General features: G+C 76.8%; 8 protein-coding genes and 1 pseudogene. 1 reads left to right on the top strand and 8 read right to left on the bottom strand.

All coding sequences use genetic code 11. The features are described 5' to 3' along the window. Positions 1-180: 180 nt before the first annotated feature. The 5 genes and pseudogenes from recO to HLB09_RS07460 all read right to left on the bottom strand — a co-directional run. Positions 181-921, bottom strand: a pseudogene (gene recO, locus HLB09_RS07480) (DNA repair protein RecO); the annotation flags it as partial. A gap of 114 nt (positions 922-1,035) precedes the next feature. Beyond that, complete coding sequence (locus HLB09_RS07475) at positions 1,036-2,688, bottom strand: diguanylate cyclase (protein ID WP_171202769.1); 1,653 nt, start codon at positions 2,686-2,688, stop codon at positions 1,036-1,038. A gap of 297 nt (positions 2,689-2,985) precedes the next feature. Further along, positions 2,986-4,710 carry a 2-isopropylmalate synthase gene (leuA, locus tag HLB09_RS07470; protein ID WP_171202768.1) on the bottom strand — a complete coding sequence of 575 codons (1,725 nt, stop codon included), beginning with the start codon at positions 4,708-4,710 and terminating at the stop codon, positions 2,986-2,988. 195 nt (positions 4,711-4,905) lie between these two features. Continuing rightward, entirely contained in the window at positions 4,906-6,681 is a 1,776-nt protein-coding gene (locus HLB09_RS07465) for an ABC transporter ATP-binding protein (protein ID WP_212770706.1), read from the bottom strand. Beyond that, a complete protein-coding gene (locus HLB09_RS07460) occupies positions 6,678-6,911 on the bottom strand; it encodes a hypothetical protein (protein ID WP_171202767.1) in 234 nt (77 codons plus the stop codon). The genes HLB09_RS07465 and HLB09_RS07460 overlap by 4 nt, the downstream gene beginning before the upstream one ends. Positions 6,912-7,161: 250 nt before the next feature. Between HLB09_RS07460 and HLB09_RS07455 the strand changes: the two genes are divergently transcribed. Continuing rightward, complete coding sequence (locus tag HLB09_RS07455; protein WP_171202766.1) at positions 7,162-9,246, top strand: SpoIIE family protein phosphatase; 2,085 nt, start codon at positions 7,162-7,164, stop codon at positions 9,244-9,246. Here HLB09_RS07455 and era read toward each other — a convergent pair. From era to HLB09_RS07445, 3 genes are all read right to left on the bottom strand, one after another. After that, complete coding sequence (gene era, locus HLB09_RS07450; RefSeq protein WP_212770707.1) at positions 9,188-10,123, bottom strand: GTPase Era; 936 nt, start codon at positions 10,121-10,123, stop codon at positions 9,188-9,190. The two genes, HLB09_RS07455 and era, sit on opposite strands and share 59 nt — an antisense overlap. Before the next feature lie 107 nt (positions 10,124-10,230). Beyond that, positions 10,231-10,686: an rRNA maturation RNase YbeY gene (gene ybeY / locus HLB09_RS17775; protein WP_212770705.1), complete on the bottom strand. Its 456-nt coding sequence runs from the start codon at positions 10,684-10,686 to the stop codon at positions 10,231-10,233. Continuing rightward, the gene (locus HLB09_RS07445; RefSeq protein ID WP_171202764.1) at positions 10,683-11,813 is read right to left on the bottom strand and encodes a PhoH family protein; all 1,131 of its coding nucleotides are present in this window, start codon (positions 11,811-11,813) and stop codon (positions 10,683-10,685) included. Before HLB09_RS07445 ends, ybeY begins: the two co-directional genes overlap by 4 nt. Between the last annotated feature and the right edge of the window lie 106 nt (positions 11,814-11,919).

Below are 11,919 nucleotides of genomic sequence, written 5' to 3'. Positions count from 1 at the left end.
CGACCGCACGACCTCGGCGGCTCTGGCGGGCGGCGGCTGCGGCGGCAGGCGGTCGAGCAGGGGCGCGACCGCCGCGAGCTCCTCGGGCTCGGTCGCGTCGGGGGCCCCGTGGTGGGGAGCGCCGTCGGGCGGACCGCCGTCGGGCTGACGGCCGTCGGGGGCGGGCGGCGCCTCGGGGGTGCGGTCGACGAGGGGCAGCGAGCGGATCCCGCGCTCGAGGTGCCACTGCGGGTAGGCCGCCGCCAGGCCGCTGGCCTCGCGGCGGTCCCGCTCGGTGCTCGCGACGGCGCCGTCCCAGTCCCCGGCGAGCAGCGCCCCGAGCAGCTGCAGCGACTCCGGGGCCGGCGCCGCGGCGCCCGGCGGGCGGCAGGAGCGGCACACCGCTCCCCCGGCCGCGACGGCGAACCCGCGGTGCGGGCCGGGCTCGCCGCACCGGGCGCAGGCGTCGAAGCTGGCGCCCCACCCGGCCACGGCCATGGACCGCACGATGAAGGCGTCGAGCACGAGCCCCGGCGGCCGGCGGACCGGCGCGTGCGGCGGGCCCACGAGCGCCCGCAGGCCGCCGACGAGGAGCAGGAACTGCTGGGTGGCGGGCTCGCGCTCCTCCGGCGTCAGCCGCTCCGCCGTCTCGAGCATGGCCGCGGCCGCGGTGTACCGGGGGTAGTCGTCGGCGACGGCGCGCGCGTAGGGCGCGAGCGTGAGCACCTGGGTGACGACGTCGAGGCTGCGCCCGCGGTGCAGCTGGACGTCGGCGAGCATGCACGGCTCCAGCCGGGCGCCGAAGCGGCTGGTCGTGCGGCGCACGCCCTTGGCCACCGCCCGCACCCGCCCCGAGGTGCGCGTTAGCAGGGTGATGACGCGGTCGGCCTCGCCGATCTTCTGCGTGCGCAGGACGACGGCCTCGTCGCGGTACAGCTTCACCGGCGGGTCACCACACCCCCATGGTGCCCCCGCGGGGCCCGTGCGCCCGCAGCGCCCCGCCGTCCGGCGTCGACGGGCGTCCCCCGCCCGCCCGCCGTCCGGCCGCCCCGACCCTCAGGGCCCCGTGCGCGGCGCGTCGTCCGTCGACGCCGTCGGCGGGGGCAGGCGCACACCCCGGGGCCCGGGCAGCTCGCCGCGGTCGGGCGACGGCGTCCCGCCCGGGGCGGCCACGACGATGCGGTCGCGGCCGCCGCGCTTGGCCGCGTAGAGGGCCGAGTCGGCGGAGGACAGGGCCGAGGCCACGGCCGCGCCCGCCTCGACGCCGACGGAGACCGTGACGCGCAGCCCGGGGGCGATCTGCTCCCAGTCGTGGGCCCGCACGGCCTCGAGGACGCGGTGGGCGATCGCCTCGGCCACCGACGGCTCGTCGACGACGAGGACGACGAACTCGTCGCCGCCGTAGCGGACGACGAGCTCGGAGGAGCGGCACGCCGTCACGAGCATCTCCGCGACGCGCACGAGCACCCGGTCGCCGGCGTCGTGCGAGAAGCGGTCGTTGACGTCCTTGAAGTGGTCGACGTCGACGAAGACGGCCCCGAGGAGCTCCGGGGCGGTCTCGAGCACCTGGAGCAGCGCGCGGCGGTTGCCCAGCCCGGTGAGGGGGTCGGTGAGGGCGGCGCGGTGGACGCCGTCGCGCTCGTCCTCGAGCTGGCGCACGCGGCGCCGCGAGACGAGCTCGGCGGCGCGGCCGGCGCTGTCGCGGCGCAGCCGGCGCAGCAGCCCCCGCACGTGCTCGCGGTAGCGGCTCACCGCCGGGTGGTCGCCGTGCTCGACGACGTCGAGGTCCGCGAGCGCCTCGACGGCCGCCCACCGCCAGACGTCCCTCCGGCTGCGCCGCCCCAGCTCCACGGCGCGCTCGAGCAGCGGGCGGGCGCCGACCGTGTCGCCGCGGCGCAGCAGGGCCCGCCCGCGGACGACGAGGGCGACGAGCCGGTCGGTCCCGGCGGGGCTGAGGACGTCGAGCACGCCCGGGTCGCCGACGAGCGACCAGGCGGCGTCGTCGTCGCCGAAGGACTGCAGCGCCAGCGCGAGGTAGACGTCGGCGCGGACGACGGCGTGGGCGTCCCCCGCCGCCTCGGCGGCGCGGCGCAGGCCGAGGGCCCGCTCGGCGACCGCCAGGTGGTGGCGGCCGGCCTCGGCGTCCTCGCCGAGCAGACCAGCGCCGGCGGCCCAGGCGGCGCGCAGCGCGCACGCCTCCTCGAGGACGAACTCGCGGTAGGGCTCGCGGGGGTCGAGCAGGTCGAGGAAGACCTCCTCGGCCGAGCCGTGGAGGCTCAGCGCCTCGAGGGTGATGGCCAGGGCCATGCGGGCCGAGAGCCGGTTGTAGCCACCCGGGCCGGCGTCGACCAGGTCGAGGCCCTCGGCCACGTGGTCGAGCGCGGTCGAGGTGCTGCCGAGCACGGCGCTGGCCTCGGCGAGCAGGGCGAGCGCCTTCGCCCGCCACAGCGGGTCGTCCGCCGCCAGGACGAGCAGCTCCTGGGACTGGGCGACCACCTCGGCGTACCGGCCGAGCTCGCGCAGGCTGACGCCGCGCGAGTAGCAGAGGAAGCGCTCGGTGGCGACGTCGCCCGCCGCCCGGACGAGCGGCAGGGCCTCGTCGCAGGCCCGGACGGCGGCGGCGGGGTCGCCGTCGGCGTAGAGCTGGTGGGCGCGGTCGCTGATGAGGTCGAAGGGACCGAAGACGTCCGCCACGACCAGCTCGCCCACGCCACCTCCTCCGCCCGCCGCGGGGGCGCGGAGCCCCCGGCGCGGCCGCACGACCGCTCGCGTCCTGCATCGACGCCGCGTCAACACTAGGTGAGCGGTCCGACGACACGGCCGTCGCGCCGTCACCCGTCGTGGTCAGTGCTCCGCCGACGAGGGGCGGCGGCGACGTGGTGGCAGCAGGTGCGGACGGCGGGACCGGAGGACGGGACGCGGACGCGCAGCCGTGCTCGCGCGGCGTGCGGGCACAGCTGCGCGTCCCCGGTCGACGCCCTCGCCGGGCGTCGTGGGCCCGACGGCTCAGAGCGCCCGGTTGACCGCCGAGAGCACCGCGCGCAGCGACGCGACGACGGTGTTGGCGTCGATCCCGACGCCCCACAGCACCCGGTCGCCGACCTCGCACTCGACGAAGGCGGCGGCGCGGGCGTCGCCGCCCTCGGACAGGGCGTGCTCGGCGTAGTCGAGGACGCGGACGTCGACGCCGTCCGCGTGCAGCGCCTCGACGAGGGCGTCGATGGGGCCGTTGCCGAGGCCCTCGAGGACGCGCGGCTCGCCGCGGTCGGTGACGTCGACCGACAGGCGGGCGGCGCCGTCGACCTCGCTCTGCTGGCGCATCCCCCGCAGGGCGTAGCGGCCCCAGGCGCGCCCGGGGTCGCCGGCCGGGAGGTAGGCGTGCTCGAAGATCTCCCAGAGGCGGGCGGCGTCCACCTCCCCGCCGGAGGCGTCGGTCTGCGCCTGCACGATGCCCGAGAGCTCGATCTGCAGGCGGCGGGGCAGGTCGAGCTGGTGCTCGGTCTTCATGAGGTAGGCCACGCCGCCCTTGCCGGACTGGCTGTTGACCCGGACGACCGCCTCGTAGGAGCGGCCGACGTCCTTGGGGTCGACCGGCAGGTAGGGCACCGCCCACGTGAGCTCGCGGACGTCGACGCCCTCGGCGGCGGCGCGGCGCGCCATGGCGTCGAAGCCCTTCTTGATGGCGTCCTGGTGCGAGCCGGAGAACGCCGTGTAGACGAGGTCGCCGCCGTACGGGTGGCGCTCCGGCACGGGCAGCTGGTTGCAGTACTCGACCGTGCGCCGCACCTCGTCGACGTCCGAGAAGTCGATCATCGCGTCGACACCCTGCGTGACGAGGTTCATCCCGAGGGTGACGAGGCAGACGTTGCCGGTGCGCTCGCCGTTGCCGAAGAGGCAGCCCTCGACGCGGTCGGCCCCGGCCAGCAGGCCCAGCTCGGCCGCCGCGACGGCGGTGCCGCGGTCGTTGTGCGGGTGCAGGGAGAGGATGACGCCCTCGCGGGGCACGAGGTGGCGGCCCATCCACTCGATCGCGTCGGCGTAGACGTTGGGCGAGGCCATCTCGACCGTGGCGGGCAGGTTGATGATGACCGGCCGCTCGGCGGAGGCCTCGAAGACGGCGAGCACCTCGTTGCAGACCCGCGCCGCGTACTCCAGCTCGGTGCCGGTGAAGGACTCCGGCGAGTACTCGTAGGTGATGCGCGTCTCCGGGACGGTCTCCTCGAGCTTGCGGCACAGCCGCGCGCCCTGCAGGGCGATGTCGAGGACGCCGTCCTCGTCGAGGCCGAAGACGACCTCGCGCTGGAGGACGGAGGTGGAGTTGTAGAGGTGGACGATCGCGCGCGGCGCGCCCGCGATGGCCTCGTAGGTGCGCTCGACGAGGTGGTCGCGCGCCTGGGTGAGCACCTGGATCGTCACGTCGTCGGGGATGAGGTCGCCCTCGACGAGCTGGCGCACGAAGTCGAAGTCGGCCTGGCTCGCCGAGGGGAAGCCGACCTCGATCTCCTTGTAGCCCATGCGCACGAGCAGCTGGAACATGCGCAGCTTGCGCGCCGGGCTCATGGGGTCGATGAGCGCCTGGTTGCCGTCGCGCAGGTCGACGGCGCACCACTGCGGGGCCCGCTCGAGCCGCTTGGTCGGCCACGTCCGGTCGGGCAGCTCGACGCGGATCTGCTCGTGGAAGGGGCGGTACCGGGCGACCGGCATGGCGGAGGGCTTCTGGGAGTCGCGCATCTCGTCCTCGTCTGGGGGCGGTGGCTGCGGCCGGACCGGGCGGTCCGGGCGTCGTCACCGGCGGCGGCTGCGGCGTGCGCAGGACTCCGCGACGAGGGGGCCGATGACTAGAGGCCCTCGCCGCGGCAGCCGAGGAGGAGGCTCGCGCGCACGGGGGAACGGTAGCGCGCCCCGGACCCGGCGGGCGCGCGCCGGTCAGACGAGCAGCTGCGTCGCCGCGAGCTCCCGGTAGAGCGGCGTGGTCTCCAGCAGCTCGGCGTGCGTCCCGACGCCGACGACCCGACCGCCGTCGAGGACGACGATCTGGTCGGACCCGACGACGGTGGACAGCCGGTGGGCGACGACGAGGAGCGTCGTGCGCTCGGCGACGGCGTCGAGCGCGTCCTGCAGGGCCCTCTCGTTGCGCGCGTCGAGGCTCGCGGTCGGCTCGTCGAGCAGGAGCAGCTCGGGCCGGGCGAGCAGCGAGCGGGAGATGGCCAGGCGCTGGCGCTCACCCCCGGAGAGCAGCACGCCGCCCTCCCCCACCGGCGCGTCGAGGCCCGCCGGGCTCCGGGTGGCGACCCCGGTCAGCCCGACGGCGGCGAGCACGGCCGCCAGCTCGTCGTCGCCGGCGTCGGGCGCGGCCAGCACGAGGTTCTCGCGCAGCGTCCCGGCCAGCACCGGGGCCTCCTGCTCGACGTAGCCGAGCCGGGCGCGCAGCGCCGCACGCGGGAGCTCCCGGACGTCGACGCCGTCGACGAGCACCGCGCCGCCCGTGACGTCCGAGAAGCGCTCGACGAGGGACAGCAGGGTCGACTTGCCGGCGCCCGAGGGCCCCACCAGGGCCGTCCGGGCGCCCCGCGGGACGGCCAGGCTCACGCGGTCGAGCACGCGGGTGCCGTCGGGGTAGGTGAAGGAGACGTCCCGGAGCTCCAGCAGCGGCGCACCGGCTCGTCCCGCCGGCGCCGAGACCGGGCCCGGGTCCTCCTCGGGCAGGCGCAGCACCTCCTCGATGCGCGTGAGCGCGCCGAGCCCGAGCTGCAGCTGGGCGAAGGCCGAGACCAGCTGCCCCAGCGGCATGACGAGCAGGAAGAGGAAGAGGATGAAGGAGACGAGCTCGGCGACGGTGAGCGCCCCGCCCGCCACGCGGTAGCCGCCCACGCCGAGGACGGCGATGAAGGAGCCCTGCACGGCGACCCCCACCACCGGCGACACGACGGCGCCCGTGCGCGCGGCGCGCACCCCGGCGTCGTAGGCCGCGCGGGCGCTGGCGCCCACCGCGTCGACCTCGCGGTCGGTGGCGCCGCTGGCGCGGATGGTCCGCACGGCGGACAGGGCGCGCTCCACGGCCGAGCTCATCTCCCCGACGCGCTGCTGCGAGGCCAGCGCGAGCGCCCGCAGGCGCCGGGCGACGGAGATCGCCGCCGTCATGCCGACGGCCACGGCCGTGAGCGTCACCGCGAGCAGGACGACGTCCACGACCGCCATCGCCACCACGGCGCCGACCACGACGACGACCGAGCTGACGACCTCGACGAGCCCGGAGGTGACGACCGCGCGCAGCAGCGTCGTGTCCGAGCCGACGCGCGAGACGAGGTCGCCGGTGCGCCGCTGGTCGAGCTCGGCCAGCGGCAGGCGCAGGACCCGCGCGACGAGGCTGCGGCGCGTCGACAGGACGACGCCCTCGGCGGTCCGCTGCAGCAGGTACTGCTGCACCGCCCCGAGCAGGGACGCCCCGAGCAGGACCCCGACGAGCACGGCCACGACCGGCGCGACGGCGTCGCCCGCCTCCACGGCGGTGATGACGCGGCCGACGAGCAGCGGCTGGGCGAGGGCGGCGGCCGCGCCCACGAGGGAGACCGCGGCCACCACGAGCAGCGTCCCCCGGTGCTCCCGCAGGTACGGCAGCAGGGTCGCCAGCCCCACGCGCGGCGGGGGCGCGCCGTCCTCGGCCCCGTCGGGGGCGGTGCGCGCCGTCGCCCCGGCGCTCACCGGTCGCACCAGCGGCTGAGCCGGAAGCGCTGGTGCACGGCCTGGCGGCTCACGCCGAGGGCGAGCGCGATCGACGCCCAGCTCGCCGAGGCGACGCGCGCACGGCGGACCTGCAGCTCCTCCAGCCGCTCCAGCTCGCGCCGCGCCGCGGCCAGGGCCGCCAGCGCCGCCAGCGGGTCGTCCCCGCCGGCGCGGCCCACGAGGTCCTGCAAGGCACCCACCTCCGCCATGACGTCAAGATAGCTTGACATCCGACGCGTCGTCAGTCGACGCGGCGCCCCACGGCACGGCGTCGAGCGCCGCCCCTCCCCGGAGCCGCCCCCCGGGCCTCGGCGGACGCACCGCCCGCGCCGGGGGCCGGACGCCCTCCCGGGCACCGAGCCCGTGCCGCACGGGGCGGGCGGCGCCACGGCCCAGGATCCGAGCGCGCGGACGAGACGACGGCCGAGCACCTGCGGGACGACGAGGTGGACGGGACGCATGCGGAGGGTGCCTGAGCCGGACTTCCGGCAGGTCTTCGACGAGACGCCGACACCGCTCCTGCTGCTCACCCCGGACCTCGTCATCGTCGCCGCGAACCGCGCGCGCCTCGAGGCGACGGCGACGACGCTCGAGGGCACCGTCGGCCGCGGCCTCTTCGACGTCTTCCCGCTGAACCCCGACGACCCGGGCGGGGACGGCCTGGTCAACCTCCGCGAGTCCCTCGCCGTCGCCCGCGACACGCGCCGACCGCACACCATGGCGATCCAGAAGTACGACATCCGGATGCCCGACGGGAGCTACGTCGAGCGGTACTGGAGCCCGCGCAACGTCCCCCTCCTGGACGAGCACGGCGAGGTGGTGCTGCTGCTCCACCGTGCGGACGACATCACCGAGTACGTCCGGGCGCGCGAGGACGTCCGGCTCTCGACGGAGCGCAGCGACCGGCTCCGCGAGCGGGCGGAGCAGGTGGAGGCCGACCTGTTCTCGCGCACGCGCGAGCTCGAGCACCTGGTCGCCGACCTCGGACGCGCCACGGCGCGCGCCCAGCTGCTGGCGCGCGCGACGAGCGAGATGGCCGCCACCGAGGACGCCGAGGACGCCCTCGTGCGCCTCTCACGGCTGCTGGTCCCGGTCCTCGCGGACTGGTGCGTCGTCAGCCTCGTCGCGGACGACCGGCGGGCCCGCACCGCCCGCTCCCTCCGCGTCGTCTCGGCCTGGCACGAGGACCCCGCCGCCCGGGCGCTCGTGGCCGAGTACGCCGCCCTACGGCAGTCGGCCCTCACCTCCGACCCGCTCCTCGAGGGGGCGCTGACGAGCGACGGTCCGCAGGTCGTCGGCGAGCGGGCGCAGGAGCACCTCGCGTCGGTCCTGGCCCCGGGCCGGGCGCAGGACCTCGTCCACGAGCTGGAGCCGGCGTCCCTGGTCGTGCTGCCGCTGCGCGCGCGGGGCCGCACGCTCGGGGTGCTCTCGCTCGTCAGCGGTGCCGCCCGCGCCCCCATCGGTCCCGAGGAGCTCGCCACCGCGACGGACGTCGCGGGACGGGCCGGGCTCGCCCTCGACAACGCCCGGCTCGCCCGCCGCCACCGCGAGCTCGCGGAGGCGCTGCAGCGCTCCCTGCTCAGCGCCCCCGCCCAGCCCGACCACACCCAGGTCGTCGTGCGCTACGCGCCGGCTGCGGAGGCGGCCCAGGTGGGCGGGGACTGGTACGACGCCTTCCTCCAGCCGGACGGCACGACCACCCTCTCCATCGGCGACGTGCTGGGCCACGACACCGAGGCGGCCGCGGCCATGAGCCAGGTGCGGTCGCTGCTGCGCGGCGTCGCGGTGGCCACCGGGGCCGGGCCCGCGGAGGTCCTCTCCGGCGTGGACCAGGCCATGGTGACCCTGCAGGTCGGCACGACCGCCACCGCCGTGGTCGCCCGCCTCGAGCTCCCGCCCGACGGTCCGCGGAGGACCGCCCTCCTGCGGTGGTCGAACGCCGGTCACCCGCCCCCCGTGCTCGTCTCCGCCGACGGCGCCGTGCGCCCGCTCACGGCCCCGCGCCCGGAGCTGCTCCTCGGGGTCGCGCCCGACGCCCACCGCAGCACGAACGAGGTCCTGCTCGAGGAGGGCGCGACGGTCCTGCTGCACACCGACGGCCTGGTGGAGCGGCGCGGCGAGTCCCTCCAGCAGGGCCTCGACCGCCTGGCGGACGTGCTGCGCGACCTCGCCACCCGGTCCCCGGACCTCGACTCCCTGTGCGACGACGTGCTGGCGCGCATGCTGCCGGCGCGCCCCGAGGACGACGTCGCGCTGCTCGCCGTCCGGCTGCACCCTTCCGACCGCCCGCGCCCCGCCGAGGCCGGTCCCGTGCGCGTGCCCGACGACGTGCCGGACGCCCCGGAGGTCGCGCGCCGTAGCCGCGACGCGGGCGCGCGGCCCTCAGCGGGCGGCGGTGCCGCGGGAGCGTCCTGCCGACGCGGGACGCGCCACCGGGCGGCGGGTCACCAGCGACGGCCGCGGCCGGCCCTCGCGACGGGCGACCTCAGAAGCCGAGGCGCTGGAGCTTGCGCGGGTCGCGCTGCCAGTCCTTGGCGACCTTGACCCGCAGGTCGAGGAAGACGGGCACGCCGAGCAGCGCCTCGATGCCGGCGCGCGCCTGCGTGCCGACCTCGCGCAGCCGGGAGCCGCCCTTGCCGATGACGATGCCCTTCTGCGAGTCGCGCTCGACGAAGAGCTGCACGTGGACGTCGAGCATGCCGTCGGCGCGCTCGCCGCCGTCCGCCGCGGGCCGCGGGCCCATCTCCTCGACGACGACGGCGAGGCTGTGCGGCAGCTCGTCGCGCACGCCCTCGAGAGCGGCCTCGCGCACGAGCTCGGCGACCATGACGGCCTCCGGCTCGTCGGTGAGCTCGCCGTCGGGGTACATCGGCGGGCCCTCGGGCAGGTGGCCGAGGAGGACCTCCTCGACGACGTCGACCTGCTGGCCCCCGGTGGCGGAGACGGGCACGACGTCGGCCCCCGGCAGGAGCTCGGCGACCTCCACGAGGTGCTGGGCGAGCCGGTCGCGGGTCACGAGGTCGGTCTTGGTGACGACGGCGACGACGGGGGTGCCGCGCCGGCCCTCGCTCAGCGGCTGCAGCTGCGCGGCGATCCAGCGGTCCCCCGGCCCCACCGGCTGGTCGGCGGGCAGGCAGAAGCCGATGACGTCCACCTCCGCGAGCGTCGCGAGGACGAGGTCGTTGAGGCGCTGGCCGAGCAGCGTGCGGGGCCGGTGCAGCCCGGGGGTGTCCACGAGCACCAGCTGCGCCTGCGGGCGGTGGAGGATGCCGCGGACGGTGTGCCGCGTCGTCTGAGGACGGCTCGAGGTGATCGCGACCTTCGTGCCGACGAGAGCGTTGGTCAGCGTCGACTTGCCCGCGTTCGGGCGCCCGACGAAGCAGGCGAAGCCGCTGCGGTAGCCCTCGGGGACGGCCGGCAGCGAGGAGCCGGTGACCACGGCCGAGGCGGGGACGCCGGGCGGGGGGACGTCGTCGTCGTCGAGGTCGTCGGCGCGGTCGTCCGGACCGCCGGAGGGCGGGCGCGGGCTCACCGGCGCTGCCCGAGGAACTCGAGGAGCAGCTGGCGCTGGAGGGCGAACATGGCGCGCTCCTCCTCCGGCTCGGCGTGGTCGTAGCCCAGCAGGTGCAGGACGCCGTGCGTCGTCAGCAGCAGGAGCTCGTCGGCCGTCGAGTGCCCGGCCGCCCGGGCCTGGCGGGCCGCGACGTCGGGGCACAGGACGACGTCGCCGAGCAGCCCCGGGGGGCTCGGCTCGGCGTCGGTGCCCGGCCGGAGCTCGTCCATGGGGAAGGACAGGACGTCGGTCGGCCCCTCCTCGCCCATGTGCTGCACGTGCAGGGCCGCCATCGCCTCCTCGTCGACGACGAGGACGGACAGCTCCGCGCGCGGGTGCACGTGGAGGGCGTCGAGGACGTGGCGGGCGAGGTCGGCGAGCTCGCGCTCGTCGACGGCGTGCGCCGTCTCGTTGGCGACCTCGACGCTCATGCGCCGGCGTCCTCGGCGGCCGGTGCGGGTGACTCCCGCGGCGCGCTGCGGGCGGGCGCCGACCGGCGCGGGCCCCGGACGTCGCGGCGCTGGCCGTCGGGCGCGGTGGCGCCCCGGCGCGCGTCCCACCGGCCGTAGGCCTCGACGATGTCGCTGACGAGCTTGTGGCGGACGACGTCGCCGGCCTCGAGGCGGGCGAAGGCGACCCCGTCGACGCCGTCGAGGATCTCCTGCACGACGCGCAGGCCCGACTCGGTGCCGCTCGGGAGGTCGACCTGCGTGACGTCACCGGTGACGACCATCTTCGAGCCGAAGCCCAGGCGCGTGAGGAACATCTTCATCTGCTCGGCCGAGGTGTTCTGCGCCTCGTCGAGGATGATGAAGGCGTCGTTGAGGGTGCGCCCGCGCATGTAGGCGAGCGGAGCCACCTCGATCGTCCCCGCGGCCAGCAGCCGCGGCACCTGCTCCGGGTCGAGCATGTCGCCCAGGGCGTCGTACAGCGGCCGCAGGTAGGGGTCGATCTTCTCGGTGAGCGTGCCCGGCAGGAAGCCGAGCCGCTCCCCCGCCTCGACGGCAGGGCGCGTGAGGACGATGCGCGTGACCTGCTTGGCCTGCAGCGCCTGTACGGCCTTGGCCATGGCGAGGTAGGTCTTGCCCGTGCCGGCGGGGCCGATGCCGAAGACGACCGTCTGCTCCTCGATGGCGTCGACGTACCGCTTCTGCCCCAGGGTCTTGGGGCGGATGGTGCGCCCGCGCGAGGACAGGACGTCGAGCGTGAGGACGTCGGCGGGCCGCTCGCTCGTCGCCCGGCGCAGCATCGCGACCGACCGCTCGACGGCGTCGGGGGTCAGCACCTGGCCGGCGGCGACGACGGCGGACAGCTCGTCGACGAGGCGCTCGAGCAGCGCCACCTCGGGCGCCGGCCCGGAGGCGGTGATCTCGTCGCCGCGCACGTGCACGTCGAGCTCGGGGAACGAGCGCTCGACGACGCGGAGCAGCTGGTCCCCGCTGCCGAGCAGCGACAGCATCGACACCTCGGGCGGCACGACGACGGTGTGGCGGGTCCGCCCGGTCTCGGGGCGCGCTCCGCCGGGGCGGCGGGGGGAGGTCTCGTGGGGCTGCGTCATGGGCGGGCCGGGGCCCAGGGCTCCTCGCGCTCGCGCACCACCGGGCCGGGCGCGCTCGTCGGGGGAAGGGTAGCCCGCGGCCGCCGGGCCGGCGGGGGTGGCGCCG

Origin of the sequence: Pseudokineococcus marinus, assembly GCF_013004605.1 — a bacterium.
Classification (GTDB): domain Bacteria; phylum Actinomycetota; class Actinomycetes; order Actinomycetales; family Quadrisphaeraceae; genus Pseudokineococcus; species Pseudokineococcus marinus.
This window is presented reverse-complemented; position numbering and strand designations above follow the sequence as displayed.